The organism is Paenibacillus sp. FSL R10-2796, from assembly GCF_037965315.1.
Classification (GTDB): domain Bacteria; phylum Bacillota; class Bacilli; order Paenibacillales; family Paenibacillaceae; genus Paenibacillus_AQ; species Paenibacillus_AQ odorifer.
On sequence record NZ_CP150178.1, the window covers coordinates 6,141,539 to 6,165,886 of the forward strand.

At 43.6% G+C, this 24,348-nt stretch carries 25 protein-coding genes and 1 riboswitch; of the genes, 5 read left to right on the forward strand and 20 right to left on the reverse strand.

Features of this window, described 5'->3' with window-relative positions; genetic code table 11:
- Window positions 1-49: 49 nt before the first annotated feature.
- Window positions 50-328, reverse strand: coding sequence for a hypothetical protein (locus tag NST58_RS27395; protein WP_036685228.1), 279 nt, complete (start codon window positions 326-328; stop codon window positions 50-52).
- Window position 329: 1 nt separating this feature from the next.
- Window positions 330-1,523 carry an NAD(P)/FAD-dependent oxidoreductase gene (locus NST58_RS27400; protein ID WP_036685230.1) on the reverse strand — a complete coding sequence of 398 codons (1,194 nt, stop codon included), beginning with the start codon at window positions 1,521-1,523 and terminating at the stop codon, window positions 330-332.
- 331 nt (window positions 1,524-1,854) lie between these two features.
- Between NST58_RS27400 and NST58_RS27405 the strand changes: the two genes are divergently transcribed.
- Entirely contained in the window at window positions 1,855-2,829 is a 975-nt protein-coding gene (locus tag NST58_RS27405; protein ID WP_076128050.1) for an NAD(P)/FAD-dependent oxidoreductase, read from the forward strand.
- 133 nt (window positions 2,830-2,962) lie between these two features.
- Here the strand turns inward: NST58_RS27405 and sda are convergent, their stop codons facing one another.
- Both sda and NST58_RS27415 read right to left on the reverse strand, forming a co-directional pair.
- Entirely contained in the window at window positions 2,963-3,106 is a 144-nt protein-coding gene (gene sda, locus NST58_RS27410) for a sporulation histidine kinase inhibitor Sda (protein ID WP_036685584.1), read from the reverse strand.
- Between the two features lie 315 nt (window positions 3,107-3,421).
- A complete protein-coding gene (locus tag NST58_RS27415; RefSeq protein WP_076127972.1) occupies window positions 3,422-4,084 on the reverse strand; it encodes a YheC/YheD family protein in 663 nt (220 codons plus the stop codon).
- 333 nt (window positions 4,085-4,417) lie between these two features.
- On the opposite strand from NST58_RS27415, the gene NST58_RS27420 reads away from it, so the two are divergent.
- A complete protein-coding gene (locus NST58_RS27420) occupies window positions 4,418-4,627 on the forward strand; it encodes a hypothetical protein (protein WP_036685233.1) in 210 nt (69 codons plus the stop codon).
- Window positions 4,628-5,108: 481 nt separating this feature from the next.
- On the opposite strand, the gene NST58_RS27425 is transcribed toward NST58_RS27420, so the two are convergent.
- The gene (locus NST58_RS27425; RefSeq protein ID WP_076128052.1) at window positions 5,109-5,561 is read right to left on the reverse strand and encodes a GNAT family N-acetyltransferase; all 453 of its coding nucleotides are present in this window, start codon (window positions 5,559-5,561) and stop codon (window positions 5,109-5,111) included.
- Between the two features lie 107 nt (window positions 5,562-5,668).
- Window positions 5,669-6,028, reverse strand: a complete 360-nt coding sequence (locus NST58_RS27430) for an iron-sulfur cluster assembly accessory protein (RefSeq protein WP_036685235.1) — start codon at window positions 6,026-6,028, stop codon at window positions 5,669-5,671.
- Between the two features lie 458 nt (window positions 6,029-6,486).
- Between NST58_RS27430 and mqnE the strand changes: the two genes are divergently transcribed.
- Window positions 6,487-7,593 (forward strand): aminofutalosine synthase MqnE, encoded by a 1,107-nt coding sequence (gene mqnE, locus NST58_RS27435; protein WP_036685236.1) that lies wholly within the window; start codon window positions 6,487-6,489, stop codon window positions 7,591-7,593.
- A gap of 51 nt (window positions 7,594-7,644) precedes the next feature.
- Complete coding sequence (locus tag NST58_RS27440; protein WP_076099373.1) at window positions 7,645-8,706, forward strand: NAD(P)/FAD-dependent oxidoreductase; 1,062 nt, start codon at window positions 7,645-7,647, stop codon at window positions 8,704-8,706.
- Window positions 8,707-9,116: 410 nt separating this feature from the next.
- Here the strand turns inward: NST58_RS27440 and NST58_RS27445 are convergent, their stop codons facing one another.
- The gene (locus NST58_RS27445) at window positions 9,117-9,371 is read right to left on the reverse strand and encodes a YuzB family protein (protein ID WP_036685247.1); all 255 of its coding nucleotides are present in this window, start codon (window positions 9,369-9,371) and stop codon (window positions 9,117-9,119) included.
- Window positions 9,372-9,452: 81 nt separating this feature from the next.
- On the opposite strand from NST58_RS27445, the gene NST58_RS27450 reads away from it, so the two are divergent.
- Window positions 9,453-9,701, forward strand: a complete 249-nt coding sequence (locus NST58_RS27450) for a NifU family protein (RefSeq protein ID WP_036685249.1) — start codon at window positions 9,453-9,455, stop codon at window positions 9,699-9,701.
- 158 nt (window positions 9,702-9,859) lie between these two features.
- Here NST58_RS27450 and NST58_RS27455 read toward each other — a convergent pair whose 3' ends face one another.
- The 13 genes from NST58_RS27455 to NST58_RS27515 form a co-directional block, all read right to left on the reverse strand.
- Window positions 9,860-10,726 carry a MetQ/NlpA family ABC transporter substrate-binding protein gene (locus tag NST58_RS27455; RefSeq protein WP_036685252.1) on the reverse strand — a complete coding sequence of 289 codons (867 nt, stop codon included), beginning with the start codon at window positions 10,724-10,726 and terminating at the stop codon, window positions 9,860-9,862.
- Between the two features lie 57 nt (window positions 10,727-10,783).
- Window positions 10,784-11,443 (reverse strand): methionine ABC transporter permease, encoded by a 660-nt coding sequence (locus tag NST58_RS27460; protein ID WP_076178962.1) that lies wholly within the window; start codon window positions 11,441-11,443, stop codon window positions 10,784-10,786.
- Window positions 11,443-12,459: a methionine ABC transporter ATP-binding protein gene (locus NST58_RS27465; protein WP_076178961.1), complete on the reverse strand. Its 1,017-nt coding sequence runs from the start codon at window positions 12,457-12,459 to the stop codon at window positions 11,443-11,445. Before NST58_RS27465 ends, NST58_RS27460 begins: the two co-directional genes overlap by 1 nt.
- A gap of 103 nt (window positions 12,460-12,562) precedes the next feature.
- Window positions 12,563-12,698, reverse strand: a riboswitch (SAM riboswitch).
- A gap of 102 nt (window positions 12,699-12,800) precedes the next feature.
- Window positions 12,801-13,535 carry a Cthe_2314 family HEPN domain-containing protein gene (locus NST58_RS27470; RefSeq protein ID WP_076178960.1) on the reverse strand — a complete coding sequence of 245 codons (735 nt, stop codon included), beginning with the start codon at window positions 13,533-13,535 and terminating at the stop codon, window positions 12,801-12,803.
- 155 nt (window positions 13,536-13,690) lie between these two features.
- Window positions 13,691-14,674, reverse strand: coding sequence for a heme A synthase (locus NST58_RS27475; protein ID WP_076178959.1), 984 nt, complete (start codon window positions 14,672-14,674; stop codon window positions 13,691-13,693).
- Window positions 14,675-14,775: 101 nt separating this feature from the next.
- The gene (locus NST58_RS27480; protein WP_036685265.1) at window positions 14,776-15,120 is read right to left on the reverse strand and encodes a thioredoxin family protein; all 345 of its coding nucleotides are present in this window, start codon (window positions 15,118-15,120) and stop codon (window positions 14,776-14,778) included.
- Window positions 15,121-15,198: 78 nt separating this feature from the next.
- Entirely contained in the window at window positions 15,199-16,824 is a 1,626-nt protein-coding gene (locus NST58_RS27485) for a polysaccharide biosynthesis protein (RefSeq protein ID WP_339244852.1), read from the reverse strand.
- 26 nt (window positions 16,825-16,850) lie between these two features.
- Window positions 16,851-17,336, reverse strand: a complete 486-nt coding sequence (locus NST58_RS27490) for a DUF456 family protein (protein ID WP_038573189.1) — start codon at window positions 17,334-17,336, stop codon at window positions 16,851-16,853.
- Between the two features lie 58 nt (window positions 17,337-17,394).
- Window positions 17,395-18,162: a Cof-type HAD-IIB family hydrolase gene (locus tag NST58_RS27495; protein ID WP_036685270.1), complete on the reverse strand. Its 768-nt coding sequence runs from the start codon at window positions 18,160-18,162 to the stop codon at window positions 17,395-17,397.
- A gap of 75 nt (window positions 18,163-18,237) precedes the next feature.
- Window positions 18,238-20,343, reverse strand: coding sequence for a penicillin-binding transpeptidase domain-containing protein (locus NST58_RS27500; RefSeq protein WP_076193375.1), 2,106 nt, complete (start codon window positions 20,341-20,343; stop codon window positions 18,238-18,240).
- 31 nt (window positions 20,344-20,374) lie between these two features.
- The gene (locus tag NST58_RS27505; protein WP_339244854.1) at window positions 20,375-22,450 is read right to left on the reverse strand and encodes a penicillin-binding transpeptidase domain-containing protein; all 2,076 of its coding nucleotides are present in this window, start codon (window positions 22,448-22,450) and stop codon (window positions 20,375-20,377) included.
- A gap of 173 nt (window positions 22,451-22,623) precedes the next feature.
- Entirely contained in the window at window positions 22,624-23,769 is a 1,146-nt protein-coding gene (locus NST58_RS27510) for a transglutaminase-like domain-containing protein (RefSeq protein ID WP_339244857.1), read from the reverse strand.
- Between the two features lie 63 nt (window positions 23,770-23,832).
- Window positions 23,833-24,270: a hypothetical protein gene (locus tag NST58_RS27515; RefSeq protein WP_076127990.1), complete on the reverse strand. Its 438-nt coding sequence runs from the start codon at window positions 24,268-24,270 to the stop codon at window positions 23,833-23,835.
- Window positions 24,271-24,348 lie beyond the last annotated feature (78 nt).

Genomic DNA, 24,348 nt, shown 5'->3' on the forward strand with positions numbered 1-24,348 from the left:
TCTCCAGTTCGCATGGAGACACACCCTTTTTAACTGCCATATTATTAGATTAAGACACCGAAGTTCCTGAATCCTCATCTTCGTTATCCTCATCATCTTCACGTAAACTTTCCAGATATTCAGCCGTGGCCCGATCCCGAGCGCGCCCTTTATCCTTCAGGCGTTCGATACCAGGGAGAATGAGCAGATCAATTTCCTTCTGAACGATATAAGCCAGATCATACTGGTTCTGATCCTCCAGATAAGATCCAACCTCTATCAGTCCGTTATAACGGTCCAATTCTTCCCGAGTCAGCAGTCCGCGTACCTGTACGCTGCAATGGCGCATCTTATAAGAATCTTCCTTTTTTCAGAACCAGCGGAATTCCGCCGATAATGAACAAGTAGCGCATATCTACAACTTTTTTCAACTGAGCTGCAGTCCAGCCCTTGTAAGTTTTGCTGCCTACTACAGCGATTCCTTGGCCTTTGCCTAGGGAAGCTACGGTTCCTTTATTGCTGAATGCGAATTTCTTCGGCTGTTGATTGCGGATTGCCGCCACCAAATTATGCGCACAGCATTCACCCTGCTGCATAGCAATTTGAGCGGTTGGCGGGTAAGGGCGTCCTTCCGGATTAATCATAAGGGAGCCATCACCAATAATGAAGATATTCTCTTGGCCCGGTGCACGTAGATATTCATCTACCTTCACGCGCCCACGCATAGCTTCAAATCCGGCAGCCTCAATAAGACGATTGCCACGGATTCCGCCTGTCCAAATAATTGTGGAGGCTTTGATTTCTTCGCCTGATGCCAGAATTACCCCGTTTGGCAGACACTCCTTGATCGCAACACCCATCTTGAAGGTAACTCCCTTTTTGGTGAGCAAGTCCATCGCATACTCAACAAGCTCAGGAGCGAAACCAGGCAGTGCTGTCGGAGCAGCCTCTACGTTATATATATTAACCATACTTGGATCAACGTCATATTCTTTACACAGTCCAGGGATACGGTCAGCTAATTCAGCTACAAATTCGATACCGCTAAAGCCGGCACCACCGACAACAAAATTAATATGCTCCTGAGCATTGTTCTCGTTCTTGTACTTAGCGAATTGATATTCAATATGCTCGCGAATTAAACGAACGGAATTGATGCTCCGGATTGTCAGTGCGTATTTATCAAGTCCAGGAATACCAAATGTTTCAGGCTCTCCACCTAAAGCAATGACAAGATAATCGTACGATAGGGTACCATCCTCCAAAATAATCTTTTTCTGCTGAGTACGAATTTCCTGAACAGATGACTTCACGAGGTCGATCTTGAATTCATCGATTAGTTTCGAAATGGACACCCGAGTGTGTTCAATACTGTCCGTACCCGCCGCAGGCATATGTAGATGGGTAGTAAAATAGTGGTACTCGTGACGGTTTACAAGCGTGACATCCGCTTCATTATAATTCAAAGCCTTCTGCAAGCGCTGTGCGGTCAAAATACCCCCATAGCCCGCGCCTAAGATAACGATTTTGGGAATACTACTCATGTTCCGGCTCCTTCCAAGAGGTAAATCTGTCTTTGTATTTTTTATTGAAACAATGTACGGTCCTTTTTGTGAATTTATACACTTATATTTAGAAGAAATTCCAATCAAACTTGAAGCATTTCTAAATTGACCATATCCATTGTAAACCTTAGTGTAGCATTAATCAAACATTAAAATACTAAAAAACGTCACACTTTTATTGACTTCTAAAGTCTTTCTTTGCAGGTATGTGTCACAATGATTATAATAAGTAGGTACACAAGTATGGCAAAATGAATATATCAACTCGGAGGTGTAATATCCCGTGACCCAAGAGCAATCCAGCGTTCCTATGAGCGACCTTTTAATCATAGGTGGCGGGCCAGCTGGCATGTTTGCCGCATTTTACGGCGGAATGCGTCAGGCATCAGTAACCCTTATTGAAAGTATGCCCCAATTGGGGGGACAACTTGCTGCCCTTTATCCAGAAAAATACATTTATGATGTGGCAGGTTTTCCAAAAGTAACAGCACAAGAATTGGTCGACAACCTGTCTCGGCAAATGGATATGTTCCAATCCAATATCCGGCTGGAGGAGAAAGTGATTTCTGTTCAAAAACGGGACGAACGTCATTTTGTGGTTACAACCGATGTAGCCGAATACCACAGTAAGGCGATCATCATTACAGCTGGTGTAGGTGCATTTGAACCTCGTCGTTTGGAATTACCCAACGCTGGACGTTTTGAAAAAGCAAACCTCCATTATTTTGTAAATGATCTAAATGCCTTTAAAGATAAAAAAGTTCTGATCAGCGGTGGCGGTGACTCTGCAGTTGACTGGGCGCTCATGCTGGAACCCATCGCTGAACAGGTAACCCTGATTCACCGCCGGGATAAATTCCGTGCGCATGAACATAGCGTTGAGAACCTGATGGCTTCCAAGGTTAACGTAGTTACCCCTACTGAAATTACAGAGCTGCATGGTGATGAGTTCATTACCAAGGTTACATTGTCAAATATCAAGACCAAAGAAACTCAAGAAATTGAAGTGGACAGCGTTATTGTTAACTTCGGATTCATCTCTTCCCTAGGTCCTATTGCCGAATGGGGTATTGATATTGAAGGGAACTCCATTGTTGTTGACTCGCGTATGGAAACAAGCATTCCAGGCATATTTGCTGCCGGCGATATCACAACTTACCCTGGTAAGCTGAAGCTGATTGCTGTAGGATTTGGCGAAGCTCCAACGGCTGTGAATAATGCTAAGGTGTACATTGATCCAGAAGCGAAGCTATCACCGGGTCACAGCAGTAATATGAAACTCTAAATCTATTAACACAATAAAAAAGGGTATTCTTACAGGCCTGTTGATAACAGCCTGTGAGGATACCCTTTTATGTTTGTTTGTGCCTCGCGGTTTTATATATGTAGCCTGCTACAAAGTTATCCTTTGCGCTTTTTTAATGAAGAACCGCATGTACTGGAGAGTGTAAGTTTCGTTTGCGAATTTCAACGAGTAGAAGAGCGATGAAATCATGCTCTAGTTGCAGCTCTATTGCTCTATGGTAAGAGTCAAGCAGCATCTCATCCGACAATTCAACCATAAACTTCATCTACCTTTCCTTTATTTGGATCTGAATCTATCATATCAAACTATCATTTTTCGAACAAGCGTTCGCGTTATCCACAAGTACATGTGGAAATCCTGTGTATAAAATGTGTGTAAGCGTTATAAAGGTACTAGCTACACAGTGGACTATGGGGATAATAGTTATACACAGGATTGAACCACTTGTATAAAGCAAAAAATATATTTTTATTGTAAATAAATTACAATGTTATTTACCCCAAAAGAACGCAACTAAACGCAATTTTATCTTACTACTCTATTATCGTCAATTCTTAAAATAATTGTTAATTTATTGAGGTCTTGTATTAACCTCCAAAATCCATATTTTCCCCGAATAATCTACAGCATAATCAAAGCCCAGCTCACCTATTCCCGGAAAATGCCGTTCCATAATTCCGATACATACATGGGTTAGTCTCCGCATTTCTGCTTTCTTCGCTGAAGCTTTAATCCGCGGCAACGATCTACGAAGTCCTTCACGACATGATAGCATCGTTCCCCCTTTACAAAGATTGGTTACGAACAGACCTGGCCGAGCCAATCTCCCTACCATGGAGCGAAATTCCCAAACCTCACCATTCTTAACTACTTTGACCCGATAATCAATAGGCCGTCCACCGATTCTCGCAAGGGAAATCCCTTGTTGAATCAAATATCTGCGTCTTGCCTTCACAGTATTAAGCGCACGTCTCATGGATCCAAAATCCTTGTAAATTCGAGTTCTGTCCATATAGGTGAATCCATAACCGCGACTATCCCGAAAAACTTTGATTACACCGTAACCTCCGCCACCCACAATAGGTTTAATGACAACATTTCCATATCTACGAAGCATTGCCAGGAGCGTTTCTGCCCTGTACCCCCTCGTCATTGGGATATAGGGTGCAACCCGAGCGTCGGTCAGCAACGCCTCTGTCTTCAGCCACTTACTGGCCAATTGTCTTCCTGCCATCGTCCTTTCCCTCCCTTCACAATCCAGCCTACCCTATACATTACTCAGAGAAGGTCTCGCCCTCTTGTATGATTGTCCGTGTAAGATGCCGCTCTTAGCAAAAAGGGCTTAGTGTTTAGCACAGCATCAGTCGACAGCGACAGGGTACAACCGCGGATTTTGTAGATTCAGTTCTCAAGAAATTCGACATCAATATCTTAATGGATGAGTTCACTATAACTAGAATAATCTTCAAAATCATTGTATTATTAATAGCGGTTACATTTTCAATTTCTACTATTATAGTGAGTACTAACAGAATCACTAAAAAGCACAGCGCGGGGAGGGCTCAGAATGGCACAGTTTTTTGAGGTTTTATATTGGGTGGCTATGCTTGGGATGTCCATTGTATTGGCTGGAACGACTATACTGATCTGCGCCATTGGCTTTAAATTTATTAAAGACAAACGCAGAGCACTGGGTACGGGCTGTATCGCCTTCTCCCTTGGAGCTGCAGCGCTCATCGTATTTATGATTAATTACAAGTTTATTATTCCAGCCTAATGTACGCAGGGGACTGCCTATAAACAGCTTACTTCTATGCACAGACGGTCCGACCCTCGCAAAAAAAACACAGAGCAGCGATTCTCCAGTTATGTGGAGAATCGCTGCTCTGTGTTTTTAAACAATAGCTATCTGCTTCAACAGTGTCGTTAACCCATGAGCATTTCGGACCCAGATGACGTTATTTGCAGATTTTCAACCTTTGAGGCGTGGTTTCGGACTCCAGTGACACTATCGCTTAGAAAGAGTTTCATATTTACTGATTTTCATAGCAATAGCGGCAATGCGGTCCGTTGGCACCACAAATATGGGAAAATGCGGCGTTTAGGGTCATCTGTGTCCGATACATGGCTTGCGATACATGGTTAGCGATATATCGTTCGTGATACATGGTTAGCGATTTATCGTTTGCTTCCTATGTAAAAGAATAAAGAGCTACCCCAGCGCCCATTAAATGGCTTCTGAGAAACTCCCCTATTACTCATAAATCCAGCGACAGGCGTATCATATCTATGACTTGAATCCCATTTTCAAAGATCTCTTCACTGTAATGCCTAATAAAAAAATCTCTATCAATGCCAGTGATTCTGAATCCACATTTCTGATAAAGTGCCAATTGTCCAACGCTCGAATTTCCTGTGCCAATTTCAATGGTTTTGGCCCCAAGCAGCTTGGCATTCTGAATCGCATGGTTCAGCAGTTGCTTACCTATTCCTTGCCCGTGTTTATTTTCGTCTACGGCGATATTAACAATCTCAACAGTCTCCGGTCTTGTCTGCAGCACAACGTAGACTCCGATGATGCTGTTATCTACCTCAGCCACACAACATAACCCTCTTTGTAAATATCCGTTAACTAAGCTCTCCGAAGGATCTGCTAATAGAAGTAATTCTAATGGAGGCTGTTCACCAGCTTTTAATTTTCTGATTTCCATTTCCATTTCCGAACTCCTTGTGTTGATTTTTGTCATTGAGAATAAAAAAAACTCCAAGCCTGTGTTGTTAGAATCCAACACGGGGCTTGGAGCCGTGATTGCTGTGATTAGCAAGGCTCTTCGTTAGGTTTCCCTGCATCCGTAGCTGTCCGGAAGCTTGAACCGCAGCCGCAAGTTGCAGTAGCGTTAGGGTTGTTGATGGTGAAACCACCCGTCATGCCGGATTCTTCAAAGTCGATTTCGAGACCATCCAGGTAACGAAGGTTCTCCTTCTCCACAACCACTTTCATGTCTTGAATGTCCATATATACGTCCTGATCGGTTTCATTATCATCAAAGCCCATAGCGTACGAGAATCCACTACAACCGCCGGGCGTTACTCCAATACGGAGGAACATGTTCGGTACTTCTTGTTCAGCAAGCATCGCCTTTAATTGTTCTGCTGCCTTTTCACTAATATTAATCATGATCTCATCCTCCTACAAATTCGTCTCCCTTCATAAGCGGAAACTTATGTTTAAGGGACCTTCCGGCCAAAAGTTATTTCATAAAAATATAAGATAGTATAAGTGTTGCACCTATTCTTTATGTCTTATATTTCTCGCTTAAACGCTTATCAACTTTATAAGGATGCCAATGACGTTTATGCTTGATAAATTCAGTATAACCGACTATTCTGTTACCCTCAAGTCACAACTGCCTTAGGCATGACCCTTCACAGTAAAAAACACCATCAATATCAAGCTGTTGATACCCTTAGGAGAGTAGGTTTATAATAGGGAAGGCACTCTAAGTAAAAATTCGGAAATTTGTCACGGAGGCAAGCTCGCCTCTTTCTTTTTTAGAATGAACAGCTACCACTTGGGTACGTCTGGAATTTATCTTCGAGCAATCTGCTCGTAAACTTTCAGGAGGAAATCATAATATGTCTACTCTTTTTACCCCCCACACGGATGCCCGAATGGCGAACATTATTGATAAGGTTCGCAGCGGCGAAAGATTGAATTTGGAAGATGGCGTTTATTTATATCAAAGCAACGATTTACTTACCATTGGCCAGCTAGCGAATGAAGTCAATATCGCCAAGAATCACAATCGGGTATATTTTATCGAAAACATGAGTCTATATTTCACCAATGTTTGCGAATCGCACTGTGCATTCTGCAATTTCCGCAAAGATGATGGAGAAGAGGGAGCCTATACCCTTTCCGGTCAGGAAATGGTGCAATATGTCGAACAGCATATCCACCCAGGCGTACGTGAATTCCATATTGTTGGTGGCCATAACGACAAGGTTCCCTTCCAATATTATGTGGATTCTTTAAAAGCTTTGAACGAACGTTTCCCTGAGGTTACCTTAAAAGCCTACACTGCCGCTGAAATTGATTTTTTCACCCGTATTAGCGGTTTGAGTATTCGTGAGGTACTGGAACAATTGCGTGCTGCTGGACTGAAAACACTCACCGGTGGTGGTGCAGAAATATTATCCGACCAATATCGTAAAAAAATGCGTGTAGACAAAGCTAATGTGGAAGAATATCTGGAAGTCCATCGGACAGCACATCAGCTTGGGATGAAGACCCATACCACTATGCTGTACGGCTCCATTGAATCTCACGAAGACCGTATCCGCCATATGATGCAAATCCGTGATTTGCAGGACGAAACCAATGGCTTTATGGTATTCATTCCATTGTCCATGCAGCCTAAGAATAAAAACGCTGGCATCATGCGCCGCAACTCTGCTTATGAGGATCTGAAGACCATTGCGATCAGCAGATTGATGTTGGACAATTTCGATCACATCAAAGCGTACTTCATTAACATTGGCCCTCAGCTTACTCAAGTTGCGCTGAACTTCGGTGCATCAGACGTGCATGGCACAATTCTAAAAGAACGTATCAGCCACGCGGCTGGCGCCTTAACACCGGAAGGTCTGACTCGCGACGAATTGATCTGGCTAGTGAAAGGTGCTGGACGAATTCCTGTCGAACGTGACACTTTCTATAATGAGGTTAAGGTATACGAATAAGAAGACTACCTGAGATTTGTTATCCCATATTGGAAAGGAAGTTCGGTCAGCATGAGAACAATACTCGTTCTTGGCGGTGGCTACGGCGGCCTAGCCTTAATTCAAGAATTACTCAATAATCATCTTCCTCATGATGTTGAAATTATCTTAATTGACCGAATGCCTTATCAAGGAATCAAAACGGAATATTATGCGCTCGCCGCAGGTACCGTAACTGATTATCACCTGCGCATTCATTTTCCGGTTCACCCCCGGCTTACTGTCCGGTACGGTGAAGTGAGTTCCATTGATTTGGAGAGCAAAATAGTCAGTATGGAGTCCGGTGAGATTGTATCTTATGATCTCCTAGCCATTGCTCTTGGCTGTACCGACAATTACCACAACATCCCTGGTGCTGATCAATATACCTGCAGCATCCAGACCTTTGCTGGTACTCGGGAAACCTACCGCCGTTTAAATGATGTGAAGCCTTACGGAACGATAAACATCGTAGGTGGAGGATTAAGCGGTGTTGAATTAGCCGCAGAGCTTCGGGAAAGCCGTCCAGACCTTAACATCGCTATTCTGGATCGCGGTGAACGTGTTTTGTCTGCCTTTCCGGCAAAGCTGTCACAGTACGTAGAGGAATGGTTTCATCACCATCAGGTGCAAACGCTGGGACGAATCTCTGTATCTCATGTAGAGAAGGATTCGATTTTTAACGGTACCGAGGAAATCCTTTCAGATGTGACAGTATGGACCGCAGGGATTCAACCTGTAAAAGTAGTTCAAGATTTGAATGTGTCGAAGGACCGTGGTGGACGGATTATGCTGGATGAGTATTATCGTATACCGGATTATCCGGAGGTATATGTGATTGGTGACTGTGCCAGTCTGCCATTCGCACCAAGCGCACAAGCCGCTGGAGCACAGGGTGAGCAGGTAGCTCAGGTTATCCAAGCGACCTGGCGCGGTGAGACTCCTAAGCTTCATCCTATTCGCCTGAAGGGTACTTTAGGGTCACTAGGAAAAAAAGCAGGATTCGGACTTATGGGACAACGCTCCGTCAAAGGACGGGTTCCCCGCATCCTCAAGAGCGGAGTGCTCTGGATGTCGAAACGCACTTTAGGATAAGCCTATGATTGGTTCATAAGTATTAAAGGAAGCTACTCTCAGATAAACACGAGAGTAGCTTTCTTACGTTATTGGTGCGTATACCCTTCGGACTCAGATGACCTTATTCGCAAATTTTCAGCCTTTGAAGGAGAGTTTCGGACTCCAGTGAAGTTATTGCTTATAATGAGGTTCATTTATGCTGTTTTTCAGGTGAATAGTGACTATGGGGTCCGATAGCAATCCAAATGTAGGAAAACACTCAATATAAGGTCGCCTGAGTCCGGTGGCACCTTCACGGTAGCCCCTGCACTCTCCAATATGTTGCCTAATCGATCAAATTGGTGGATTTTGTTCAAGTAAGGTTCCAAAAAGAGGGAGCACTCCATAATTTAGATTATGGAGTGCTCCCTCTTTTTTTCTCGAGAAATTTAGTCAAGATCTATATTAAACCAAGCCTCAAGCTCTTTGATCTTGGCCTCAATTTTCTCTTCTAGCTCTGCAACAGTGTCTGCTGCAATAATGTCACCTTCAACCATGGCGAAAGGCATTAAATAACACTCTCCACAATTGTTCAGACATCCGTATTCAATAACATCATAATCTGGATTTTCCTCCAGCTTATGCATTAGCTTGTCTGTTCCGTGACCCATGTTGCTGGAACAAAATTCAATAATTGGTCTCATGATGATCTCCCTATTCCGCCTAACCATTTTATTTTTTAACTTTTTGTACTATAATGAACTTACGAAAGGAGTGATTGAGAAATGAGTGAGAATGCACAAAGCACCGAAATGTATGATGAAGTACTAGAAGTGCTGGATAAGCTTCGTCCGTTCCTGCAGCGCGATGGCGGTGACGTAGAACTGGTCGATGTGGAAGACGGCATCGTTAAGTTGAAACTTATGGGTGCCTGCGGCAGCTGCCCAAGCTCCACGATCACCTTGAAAGCCGGGATTGAACGCGCCCTCCTTGAAGAAGTAGAAGGCGTTGAAGAAGTAGTTCAAGTATTCTAAATCCCGTTCAATAACCCTCCCGATTCTCCTGTAAAGGAGATCGGGATTTTCTTATTATAGAGGATTTAACATTCTCTCACAACCTTAGAACATAAAACCCGCAAGCCAACTTGGCTGCGGGTTCTTGTTATGACTATAGACGAATTTAGCTTCATTCCTTAAAACGCTGGAATGATCGCACCTTCGTACTTTTCTTCGATGAAAGCTTTAGCTTCTGGAGAATTCAGGGCAGCAACCAGCTTTTTGATGGCTTCGGAATCTTTATTGTCTTGACGGGTTACCAAAATGTTAGCATAAGGGGAATCTACACCCTCGATGAACAATGCATCTTTAGTTGGCACAAGACCAGCGTCTAGTGCAAAGTTCGTGTTGATCAAAGCAAGGTCTACCTCATCCAGTTGACGTGGGAGCATAGCAGCTTCCAACTCAATGATGTCGAGATTTTTCTTGTTTTCAGTGATATCTGCTTTTGTTGCAGCAATGTTTGTATCATCTTTCAAGGTAATCAGACCATTTTTTGCAAGTAGGATTAGTGCACGGCCACCGTTAGTAGCATCGTTCGGAATGGCAACTTTTGCACCATCAGCCAACTCATCGATCGATTTGATTTTTTTGGAATAAGCCCCAAAAGGTTCAACGTGAACGGATGCAACAGAGACCAGGTCGGTTTTATTATTTTTGTTTTGGTCATCCAGATACGGTTGGTGTTGGAAAAAGTTAGCATCTAACTCCTTCTCATCAAGCTGCACGTTAGGTTGAATATAGTCAGTGAATTCTTTGATTTCAAGTGTAATTCCATCTTTTTCAAGCAATGGAGCAATAGCCTTCAAAATTTCAGCATGAGGAACAGGTGAGGCACCAATAACCAATTTCACTGGATCTTTAGTAGGTTCACTTGTTGCTTCTGCGTTTGGTGCTGTTGTAGCAGCCGAGCTCCCAGCATTATTAGATGCATTGTTGTTACCGCAAGCCGCAAGCACCGCAACCAGTGTCAGGCTAAAAAATGTAAGTAGTACTTTTTTCATTGTAAATCCCCCTCTAATCTATATTTTGTATTGAATAAGGATATATATGGATGTACCTTATTTCCGTGTGTAATGTTTTACGAGTCGGTCACCGGCCATTTGTAGCAATTGCACCAGTACGACAATAAATACTATAGAAACAATCATAATCTCCGTCTCATAGCGGTGGTAGCCGTAACGAATCGCCAAGTCACCTAATCCGCCGCCCCCAACCATACCAGCCATTGCTGTATAGGAGACCAGTGTAACCAGTGTGATCGTAACTCCAGCGAGCAGGCCTGGACGAGCTTCTGGCAAAAGCACACGCATAACGATTTGGTTCGTCGATGCTCCCATACCTTGTGCGGCTTCGATGACTCCGCGGTCTACCTCTCTTAACGACGTCTCTACCAAGCGGGCAAAAAACGGAGCTGCACCAATCACCAGAGGTGGAATCGTACCGAGTACACCAATGGAGGTTCCAACAACGGCTTTGCTGAAAGGAATTAGAGCCACCATCAAAATGATAAAGGGTACGGAACGTAGAATATTTACAAGTAATGATAAGACCGAGTAAGTTACTCTGATTACTATACTATTCGATTTCCCCCATAAATACAATAGAATTCCGAGTGGCAAACCAAGAATAATTGTGAACAATCCGGAAAAAAATATCATTTTTATAGTAGCAACCGTAGCATCCACCATTTCTTGCCAATTTAGATCTGCAAAATTCATTACGAAATCACCTCCACATCAAGGCCTTGAGCAATTAGCCTGGAGATCGTTACAGCAATCGCCTCAGCTGGCCCTTCGAACCGCACAATCATCTGTCCATAAGGCACATCTTTAATCGTTGAAATGGTACCATGTAAGATTGCAAAGCTTACACCCGTATCACGCACGACATCGGATAGTGCCGAGCCGTAAGTTTTTTCTCCGAAAAAAGTAATTTTGACAGCTTGAGAGTTATCCCCGGCAGCAGCATCAAGCGCCACTCGAAGAGGTCCTTCATTCTGTGTCTCACTGCGGATGAAATCGCGTGTAACCTCATGCTGCGGCTTGAGAAATACCTCTGTAACTTTGCCTTGCTCAACAATCCCACCACCATGAATGACCGCGACACGGTCGCAGATGCTCTGGATTACATGCATTTCATGTGTGATCAGCACAATGGTCAAATGGAATCTTTTATTAATATCGAGCAGCAGCTTAAGAATGGAGTCCGTTGTCTGGGGATCAAGCGCAGAAGTGGCCTCGTCACACAGCAGTACATCAGGGTCACTGGCTAGTGCCCGGGCGATGCCGACCCGCTGCTTTTGTCCTCCAGATAACTGAGAAGGATACTTACCTTTATGTTCTTCGAGCCCAACTAAAGCGAGCAAGTCTTTCACTTTTGTATCAATAGCTGTTCTAGATGTACCTGCAAGGCGCAGTGGAAAGGCAATATTATCGTATACGGTCGCCGAAGACAACAAATTGAAATGTTGAAAAATCATCCCAATCTTGCGCCGCTGTTCCTGCAACTGACCTTGGTTAAGACTGGTTAGCTCAACACCGTCTACCCAGACCTCTCCTTCTGTCGGACGTTCCAACAGATTAATGCAACGGATCAATGTACTTTTCCCGGCTCCAGAGTGGCCGATGACTCCGAATATTTCACCTTTCTCGATGGACAGATTCAATCCAGAAAGTGCTGTTGCCGCATTACTCCCTTTTCCATAAACCTTTGTTATCCCTTTTAGATTAATCAACTCTCGTCGCCCCCCCCTTTATACTTCACTTATTCTATACAAAAAAACCTCCAACGATCGATGCAGATCGCAAGAGGCTCTGTGGGTTTATTAAGACAATGCCTTCTCATCTGCCAACGACCGCAACCTGCGCCATTGTAGGAATTAGCACCATGACATTTGTACAACGCTTCCCGCGCTGGATACAAATCGGTTGCCGGGCTTCATCGGGCCTATCCCTCCGCCGCTCTCGATAAGATAAAGTTATGAAATTATATTTTTTCTGAAATCGTACATACTTTAATGCAAGCATAAGTATAGTGAGTTTATCTATTTTTGTCAAAAGGAAATATATTGAACAATTACGATTTTATGCTCTTTGCCTTGCTTATTTCCTTACGCAGCTGTTCATTGCTGTAGCTGAATGCCGCGATTAATGTCTTACAGTTCATTTCGAGCGATTGTTTTAAATCCTCAAGATGGCTATCCAGATCCTCGAGCTGAATTTTGTCATGCAGACCTTGGTGCCGCTGCCACAAATCATCCTGCATTTCGGAATTCATATAATGAATTTCAGCATTTCTGCGCTTGCGTAAATTCTCCAATGGATCGCGGTAGGAGTTCTTAATCTCTTCCAGTTGATCCGCTAATGCAGGATGCACATTCAATAATTGAAGCTGACGCAGCACTGTAAAGTAAGAAAAGTGCGTTTTTAATTTGGATGTTTTGAGATCATAAAAATGATTCAGTACCGTCCCAAGCTTGTCCAGAAGAGAGAAAACCCGGATAAAGCCATCTTTATAAAAATAAACATAACGTGCATAATCGCCCTGTTCCACCGGTGTCATATCATCCATATAACCCGCAATCACTAATTTCCGGTAAAAAGCGGCCGCGAACCAACTTTGCTCCAGTTCATCCAGAGAGGAAATCAGCCCACGTGTCCAAATCTCCAGCTTGCGGTATTCATGGTCATTATCCTCATGGGCACTCATTTCCTTGCGCAGCAATGCTGCAAAAGTGGCCATATTCTCCATCGCATCAGCCAACACACCGCTGTTCTTTCGAGGCGGCTCTCCAAGTAATACCCGCAGCATATCCCAGTCCTCCTAAAGTTTTGTTCAGCGTCTGCTTCCATGGACTGCTTCGTACAAAACTCGCGACGTAAGCATCGGCCAATCAGCTCCACGATATACCGATTTCCACTTTATTATTCCGCGGGTGAAGCACCTCTATCCACGGAGGGAATGTTCTACCAAGGCGGTGGAATCATTGGGTTCGTTACATTTTTTCCAGATACGACACTACTCGAGCGATTTAGCTGCCAGACTCTTACACTCATATAACATAAGACACCAAACAAACTGGCAATCAGCAAAATATGAGCCAAAGCGGCAAATATGTACAATCTTTCATTATCTAAGGTGTAAACCACAGCCGCCCCACTAAATACCTGCATCAAGCATAACAGCACTGCAGCTATACCTAGCGCTCTAAGCTCTGGATAATCCTTATGTTTCCAAAATGCTAAATGCCCGAGCAGCGCAGTAAGCATGAATAAGATTAAAGCCGCAATCCGATGCGTAAAAACAACACCTACTCCTCCGGAAAGCTCCGGAACCCATTCTCCATTACAAAGCGGCCAACCCGAACACCCGCCTTGTGAATCCGTATGACTTACAAAGGCTCCAATATACACGACAATATAAGAATAGATGGCAGTAAAACAGGTTAAATTGCGAAAAGCCTTACTTACGGGCTTCTTTTGAGCCTCCAGCTTATGATCATATTCACGTGCTTCATGCCATCTCTTGGTTCCAAGAGCCAACATCATAGCGCTCGAAAAGGCGATCAAAGAAAAACCCATATGCAACGCCATTACAGCAGCGGATTGGGATTTAATTACTGCAAGCGCTCCCATACCACCTTGAACGATGACGAATACTAAGGTCATAAATGCATATCCCAGCAAATCGCGCCGCGTACGGGCATAACGCCAAAAAGCAAACATCGAGGCAAGTGAGAATAACCCTGCCAAACCGCTAAACAAGCGATGGGTGTATTCAATCATCGAGCCTATAGTATAAGCCGGAATTAATTTTCCATGACAGAGCGGCCATTCATTTCCGCATTCCAAGCCCGATCCAGTCTTCGTCACTACCGCTCCTCCGAGTACAGCGAGGAACATGATAAGGCAAGTAAGATAACTAAGCCATTTCAACTGATTTGTCGTCAAAAATATCACCCGCAGTTTTTAGTAATGAAGAAGCAGCCAGACTTATATTTCAAAAAACCACCGCTTTGCACAAACAGGCGAAAGCGGTGGTTCCTTAGGAATTACTTTTGAAGGCTTTGATGCACTTGGACCGCTTTATCAAGGAAATTCTCAATCTCTTCACGGGATTTGCGCAATTTATTAACGAATCTAACCAATTCCCGTCCATCCGAATATGCGACGAAGCTTGGAATACCCATAATATTTTGTTCTTGGCTAACATCGCCCACGGCATCAACATCTACCTCAACCAGTGTAAGGCGGTCTGCATAAGCCTGCTCTACCTCTGGGATAAAAGGATCGATAAATTTACAATCCGAGCACCAGTCAGCCTTGAAGATGGCCACTGTTAATCGAGGTGATTGAATGGCTACCTGAAATTCAGCAGGAGAACTAATTTTGTCCATGATTTACTCAGTCCCTTCTTCAATATCTGTCTATTTTCTACTCTTTAAGTGAAGCAAAATGCAGTGTAGAAGTCAAACCTATTCTCTCATACGAACACGTGCAGGCTGTAACTTCATCAGCGGATTCAATAATTTTTGCAGCGCCCGCGGATAACTGGAGATTTCCTGTTTAGTCAGCACACCCAGCACAATAAGCAGTACTAGATAAATAACAACAACAGCTGCTCCTACAACAAGACAAGTGATCAGAAACGCCAAACGTGCAGGCATCAGATCCGTTAACAGAATCCCAGCTTCATTCAAGCCATAACCAATCCCGCCGGACACAAGTACCGCAATCGCGAAACCGCCCCAACGTTTGCCCATAATTTCAAATGGCACAATCGATTTCAGCATCCGTAAGTTAAGCAAAGTAATGACCACGAAACAAAGTGCTGTTGCACCGATAATTCCGTAGATGCCAAATACCTTACTAAGTAATAAGCTTGCCACTAATTTTACAATAATACCCGCTAACACATAATACATGGAAATTCGCGATTTGCCCATACCTAACAAAATAGAGTTCGTTGTCATCATCGTAATCTGAAAGATCGTACCTAAAGTAAGCATGGCTACGATACCACTGCCATCTAAACTACTGAATAAGAGGCCATTAACTGAATATGCAGCAACTACGAGTGATAGAACAATCGGTGCTCCTGTTAAAATAGAGATACGAAGCGCTAACGTCACTTGCCCTTTTAGATGTTTCTCATCCCGACGGGCATATGCAGCTGAAATAATTGGTATTAGTGAAGTGCTCAGTGCTATAGAAAGAACCGGCGGAATCCCGGCGACACTCTGTGCCCGACTCCCGAAAATACCCAAAGCACGTGTGGCATCAGCTACACCAACTTGTCCACTCAGTAACGGTACAATTAAAGATGTATCAATAAAGTTCACTACTGGAACCGTAACTGAAGATAGAACGATAGGAATGGATAATTTAAATATATCCTTATAAATTCCAAATAGAGGAAGCTTCTCTTCATTCGTTTCGTATAACGCAGTTTGCCCCTCACTACGCCGTAATTTCATAGCGTAATAGAGCATTACACCAAAAGCACCAACACTACCAAATACACTACCGAATGATGCACCAGCAGCCATCCACGTGTTGTCGTACCCTTTTTGTAACAATACAAATGCCAGAAGAACAGCGGTAGATACCCTCGCGATCTGCTCCACAATTTGAGAGATGCCACCAGCCATCATATTATTCCGCCCTTGAAAGTAACCACGCATCATTGCAATAGAAGGGAAGAGTAGGAGTGCCGGAGCTATGGCCCGGATCGCCAAAGTACTTTCAGGAACTTTTGCATATTCTGCATAATAAGGAGCACCTATGTATAACAATGCGCTCATAATTACGCCAACTACAACACCAAAGATTAATGCCGCCCGATACACCTGCTGAGCTTCATTTGGTCTATTCAGTGCATAACGCTCAGATACCATTTTACTTAATGTACTTGGAATCCCTGCTGTAGCCAGCGGTAATAACATTAAATAAACTGTGTTTGCCTGTGTAAATGAAGCATTACCAACATCATTAAATAAATGCTCCAGCGGCACCCGCTGGACAAGCCCGAGTACCCTTGCCACCAAAGCTGCAGCAGCAAGGATAAGCGTGCCTTTAACAAAAGACTCTTTCTTGGACAAACTCTTTCCCCTTCTTCACTGTTAAATTAAAACCGGGCGACCCATATAAAAAAGAGGACGACCATAATTACCTGCAACACGATTTTGACCAAGGTGCTGCTAAATAAGCCGAGTATGGAGCCAACACTTACCTTAGCAGCTTTAGACGGGGAAGATCCCACGATCAGTTCTCCAATAAAAGCCCCTAGAAATGGTCCAATGATAAGACCAAAAGCCGGAATAACAAAAGGTCCCAAGATCAGCCCTATCGTGCTCCCGATAATCGATGAACGTGAACCGCCAAATTTTTTGACACCCCACGCTCCTACAACATAATCAGCAACAAAAAGAACTACAACGATCAGTGTTTGAATAATCCAGAACCAAACCCCAAAGGGCTCAAAAGAAAAGAACCAGCCGTATACAAAAAAGGCAAGATAGATCGCTAACGCACCCGGCAGTATGGGATACACAGCCCCTGCCAATCCTACAGCAAACAAAACAATAATAAGAATCCAACCCAGGATCGTCAATTCCTTAACCTCCTACTAGCATAATGCTCCATGGATTCACTTCGCAGTACTGCTTTTATTATTTGCTGCCTACAGAGGCTGCAGCTTCGGTAAAGATATACTTTTGGATGACCTCGGCAATCCCGTCTTGATTATTGGTCGCCACCACAACATCAGCCTCTTGTTTAACCGTCTTTTGCGCATTGCCCATGGCAACCCCAAGCCCAGCCTGCTGGATCGCCGCCAGATCGTTAAGGCTGTCGCCCACAGCTACAACTTGCGACATTTCTATTCCCAGCAGCTTGCAGACTTCCTTTATTCCTGCTGCCTTATTCACGCCTAGAGGATTAATCTCCAGATTGTGCGGAGAAGAGTTCGTAATCTCCAGTCCACCCATATCTTGAAGACGAAGCAACAACTTATGACGAAGCTCATCATCTTCAGTGTGATAACCGAATTTAAGCCATTCTCTACCCGTTACATCCCCATCCCAGTTATCCTGTTTAAGAACTTCGTCCAGAGAATAAGCCCAGAACCAGATGTCATCTGCTTTTGCAAGATCATACATTTCTTGTACCAGCTTGGGATCCATTAGTGATCTCCGGTATATTTCATGTGGCGCTCTCCACACCTCACTGCCGTTCACAGTGATCATCGGTGTCTCTAAACCTAGCTGCTCTGCATAGGGTAAGGCACTTACAAATGCCCGGCCTGTCGACAGACAGACATGAACGCCTGCGTTGACCGCCTTTTGAATCCATTCCACCGTTGTGGGTGTAATTATCTGTTCATCATTCAGTAGGGTTCCATCCATATCCAATGCAAGCAGGCGGTATTTGGCAATCATTTGCCACCCCTCCATTCTTGTATGCTCTCTATTGAGAAGCTGTTTATTTTTTAAATCTTAGCCATAGGGTCAGAGTTACTCAGTACCTGTAGTCTCTCCCTCCTTCGCATTATCATTAGTATTATTGCCAGACTGGAGACTTTTCTTTGGAACTCCATCAAGGCCATATTCCCAATCATAGGCATCAAATATTTTACGTGCGACTGGTGCCGCACTTTGTGAACCAAAACCACCTTCAGGGATTACAACCGCCACAGCCAACTTAGGATTATTACGTGGAGCATATGCAATAAATACCCCATTATCGCGAATTTCACCCTTAGCTACTTGCTGAGAGGTTCCCGTCTTACGGGCAAAGTCATAAGGGAAATCAGAAAAAGCACTAACTTCACTTCGCATCCCCTGCTTAATTTCATTCCAGTAGGACTTATCGAAGTTTGTTACTTCATCAAGCACCTCACGTTTAAACTCTTTGACTATATTTCCATCTGCATCAGTAATCTTGCTAACCAATTGAGGTTTAATCCGCTGTCCTTCATTAGCAAGTGTTGTAACATACTGTGCAAGCTGCATTACTGTATAACTTCCTTGTTGTCCGAAAGAGGCATAGACCAGTGCGGACTGCGCACTACCAGCAGCTTCTATATTGGTATAGTTTCTTTGACCCAAGAATTCATTTGGCAGGTCAATTCCCGTAGATACACCAAGGCCGAACTCTTTCATATAGACATCCCAGATGTCAATCCCTTTGCTTTTATATTTGTCATACAATCTTTTACCGACCATATCGACCATAAATGCATTCGAGGATTTCTCAATGGCTCTAGCAGGATCCAAAGAACCATATACGTGGTTAGAAGAGTTTCTTACCTTCGTTTCATGCCCAGACTTACCAAAAGTCGCAAAACCTCTATCCTGATAATAAGAAGAAGTTGAAAACAACCCTTCATTCAGGCCCACGAGTACACTCAAAGGTTTAATCGTTGAACCTAGAAGCAATACAGATCTTAGTCCATTCCCTGAGGTTCCTGAAGAAATAGGAGTTATCGTGCCGTTCTGATAGTTATCCATAATACTGTTCCAGACATCTGCAGATAAAGAACCCGTTGTCCAAACATTCGTATCATAGTCAGGCATACTCGCCATAGCAACAATATTGCCAGTATCTACTTCCATCGCTACTGCATATCCCGTTAAAGCATTCGGATGCGTTCTGCCTTGTACGGTATTAGAGTGCAACCATTTGAGCTGATCTGTTATCGCCTGTTCTGTCTTCATCTGAACGTTCTTATTAATCGTTGTCCAGATGTCATTTCCTTTGACAGGCGGAACGACACGCTCAATTTTCTCCGCCATATTCTGTGGATTGACAGAAATTTCCTGATAGCCGTTTTGCCCGCGAAGCTCACGCTGATATTTCAGCTCCAGCCCATCGAATCCAACAAATTCATCATCCTTATACGTTAGCCCTGGCTCCGGATTGTTTTTCATAGCACTTAGAATGTTTTTATAAATATTAAGACTGTTCGCGGATTTGAAGGGTTTGATATAACCAATCGTCTGTACAGCAACCGTATCTTTATCGTAATGACGAATGCTCTCCTCGACAATCTCAAGCCCTGGATATTCTCCTTTATGTTCCATGAAATAAGCAACTTCTTCAGTAGTCAGATCAGCCTTAATTCGCCGTGCCATAAAGCCAAGTGATTTACGGAAATATAAATCCAACGCATCAATTACATCTTTCTCCGTCATCTTCTCTGCATTTGGATCCCCATATTTATTGAAATCAGCTACCAGCTTGGCTGCCAATGCATCAGACTTGGCCTTAGCCTCTGGGGTCAGCGTTGTTTTACCGGTGACTTTATCTGTTTCCTTAGCCGTATACTCTTTATTGAGTGTGATATACAGCGATTGAACAGGTGTGGAATAAGCTAGCTTCTCACCACCTGCAGCGTATATAACCCCTCTCATGGAAGCTAACGGTACATTTTTAGTATCTCTACTCGTCTCTACCTCAGTTAAAGTTGGACCTTCCACGAACTGCAGAACAGCTAGTCGGATGATGATTACGCAAAATATAACGAACGTGCTAAAGAAAAACACGTTGAGTCGCAGGCCAATGGAACTTTTGCTGCTGGTCTCGTCAGGAGGTGAGGCCTGCTTACGGAAAAAACTCACAGTTTTTCTCTCCTTTTTCTCTAATTTAAGCTTATTGTTCTTGAACGGGATCTGCCACAGGTGGAATATTCTTCTTCGGAACCCCATCCAGCCCATATTCCCAATCATAAGCATCAAAAATCTTACGGGCAACCGGAGCTGCACTATTGGAGCCAAAGCCGCCTTCCGGAATCACAACCGCTACAGCCAGCTTCGGATTCTCACGTGGAGCAAAGGCAATAAAGACCCCGTTATCACGGTTTATATTTTTTCTATCCGTTTTTTCAGAGGTTCCTGTCTTACGGGCAAAATCATAAGGAAAATCGTCAAAAGCACTAACTTTACTGCTCATTCCCTGTTTGATTTCTCTCCAGAACGATTTATCAAAGGTTACGCTATTAAGCACTTCTTTTTTAAATTCCTTAACTACCTTACCTTGCGCATCAGTAATCTTACTTACAAGCTGCGGTTTAATTCGAACACCTTCATTTGCAAGTGTAGTAGCATACTGGGCAAGCTGTAATGTAGTATAACTGCCTTGCTGGCCAAAAGATGCGTAGACGAGCGCGGCCTGTGAGCTCCCTGCAGCCTTGAAATCTGTATAGTTAATCTGACCTGGTGATTCACCGGGAAGACCACTTTGTGTTGACACACCCAGTCCGAACTTTTTCATATATTCGTCCCAGACCTCTACACCTTTATCCCCCAGGTATTTCTTGTATAGTTGCTTTCCGACCATATCTACCATAAATACGTTAGAGGATTGCTTGATAGCATCAGCCGGATACAGTTTTCCATAGACGTGACCTGATGAATTTCTAACCGATGATTTATCATCCTTACCGAAATAGGTAATCCCCACATCGGGATAGGTGCTCGAGGTGTTAAAAAACCCTTCATTTAAACCAATTAATACACTTAACGGTTTAATGGTCGATCCCAAGAATACAAGTGAGCTAAAATCATGACCCGATCTCCCGGAAGAATTCGAGGTAATTGTACCATTCAGATGATTATTCATAATTTTATTCCAGACAGATGTAGGCAGTGAGTCCTTTGTCCATACATTCGAATCGTAATCAGGCATACTCGCCATAGCGACAATATTCCCAGTCTCTACTTCCATTGCTACTGCATAACCTGTTAAAGCATCAGGATGAGTTTCGCCTTGAACAGCATTGGTGTGCAGCCATTTAATCTGATCCAATATGGCCTGTTCAGTCTTCATCTGAACATTCTTATTAATGGTCATCCAAATGTTATTGCCTTTTACAGGGGGAACGGTCTGTTCTACCTTCTCCGCCATATTTTGAGGAGTGACCGAAATGACCTGATAACCATTTTCTCCGCGCAGTTCGCGTTGATACTGCATTTCCAGACCGTCAAATCCTACATATTCTTCCGTTTTATACATAAGTCCCGGTGAAGAATTGTCTTTCATTGCACTACGAATATTTTTGTACATCGCTATGTCTTCGGTTGATTTAAAAGGTTTACCAAAACCCACCGTCTGCACAGCTACCGTATCTTTATCGTAGTGGCGTACACTTTCTTCCACAATGGTAATACCTGGATATTCATCCTTATGTTCCATGAAATAAGCTATTTCTTCTGAAGTTAGCCCTGCTTTTATACGACGCGGTACATAACCCAGATACTTTTTAAAGTCCAGATCAAGTAAATCCAGCACGTCCTGCTGCGTTAACTTAGGGGCATCTGCACTTCCATATTTCTCAAACTCCGCTACTAATCTTGCTGCAAGGTCATTAGACTTATTTTTCGCTTTTTCCGTTAGTGAGGTTTCACCCGTTACTTTATCGGTAGTTTTAGCTGTATATTCCTTATTTAGGGTAAGATAGAGCGACTCAATAGGTGTAGAATAGGCTATCTGCTCACCCCCGGCAGCAAAAATAATCCCTCGCATGGCTGCCAGCGGAACAAACTTCGTATCCCGTTTGATCTCTTCTTCTGTCAGCAAAGCTCCCTCAGTAAACTGCAAACCTGCAAGACGCACAATAATGATACAAAAAATAAAAAAGGTGCCAAAGAAAAACAGATTCAATCTCAGACCTACAGAATGTTTCGAAGATTTCCCGTCCGCAGGCGGGAGCTGCTTCCCAAAGCTCACCAGCTTTCTTCCCTTCTATATAAAAATAATGTCTGAATTGCCTTAGCCAGCGACATTGCTCTTATAATGAAGGTGATTTCTAAGAAGCTGATTGTGAGCATTGCACTCGCATTTGTGTTAGAGCGGTTGGTATGAGTTTATTGTACCACACGGAAGGAGTGCGGCGCCCTCACTCAGAGTGCGTTCTCCCTAATATGCGTATCGTCAAAATCCTTCGGATTAAACCAATCTCCACTGCTCGCCCAAGTGGGATCCAATGGAATCCAAGCTTGCCGGTCACTTATATAAACTTCATTCCAGGCATGTGCGCCATACCCGCCTCGACCATCATAGCCTTGACCCGTTACAACGCGCACCTGCAATCCTTGGGAGCGGGCCATTACAGCGTAAAGACGGGCATAATCAATACATACCCCTATGCGTGTGTCGAAGGTATCCTGCGGGGTCTGTTCATGCCAAATTCTATTTTTTTCATAATTTTCCGCTTTGGCGTAATCATAAGTTACTCGTGTTCCTACCCAATCATACAGTAGTCTGGCTTTCTTCTCGTCTCCTTGCGCTTGTCCAATAATATCTTCAGCCGCACCCACAATATCTTGTGGAATGTCATGATCAATAACTTCATATTTTCTGCGCAGGATATCATTCATCTCAGCTGCAACGGTCTTCGTCAGAATAGGCAGCTTTTTCTGCACGGTCTCCCCAACAAAGGGCTCAAATACAGCGGCAGCGCTTTGACTGTAGATCGGAGAAGATTCCACATAACGGCTAAATTGACTTTCTGGATTTAGGCCAACACAAATGAAGAGAGCAAGCACAATAATTAAACCACGAGTCAAGCCTATAATTAATCCTATGATAGCTGCGCCCATACGGCTTACTTGCGTAATCTTTCTGTCCTTAAATGTCTTGGTGCGCCGTAGCTGATGGAATGGGAGCAGCATAGACAACAATCCCAGAAGCATGCGAATTAAGATATAAGAGAGCAATAACAACAATAGAAACCGCACCAGCGGCGATTCCGCCAGCACAGACACAGCCGTATAATAAATTTGCTGCCACTGGGTCAGCTGTTTATCAGGCAGACTTATTCCTGCTGCCCAAGTCTGTACATGAGGATTGAGATAAGCCGCAGCAGGAATGGCCAGCACCAAAGAAGCTATTGTATACAGTCCTGTTCCCAGCAGACCGAATAATCTTCCGGTAGCACTTGAGAACCCTCTGCTCCAGCCTTGCAATAGTGAAAAGACTACTACCAGCAGGAGGGCGATGGAGATGATATTTGCATCACTCAGACTAGTCAACCAACCGTTTATCATATCCAATCTCCCCTTTCAGTCGCCCGCTTGCTTGTTTTTGATAATGATTTAAACTGAAGCCGTTTATTGATGTTTCCGAGCTTCCTCGATAAATGTTTGTGTGGTATCAGTAATACTCCACTTCCCAAGACTAACTCCGCGGAAAGTAACCTCTACCTTATCTTCGCCAGTAGTACCTTTCACTTCAATATTCGGAGTTGTGATCGTAAATGTTCCGTCACCATTTGAAGTGTACTTCGCATCCTGCGCCTCTTTAAGCATAACCTCTTGTGCTTCCTTCTTCACCGTACTTACCGTTCCATCTGCCACCTTATTCACAGCGTTACCAATTTGGTCCATTGTCACACCACTATAGATGAATAGACCTACAACGATAATAATGACAATCGCCCATTTCAACATCGTTTTGACCAAATTAACAACCGCGAACAACAGAATGAGCGCAATAACAATAACTAACCAATTCTCTCTAATAAACTGTGACCACACCTCTGGATCCATCAACCTCACAACACCCCTATCACCTAGTTTCGTCCTAAGGATTATCTCCTCTATAGACATGACGCCAATATTAATTAT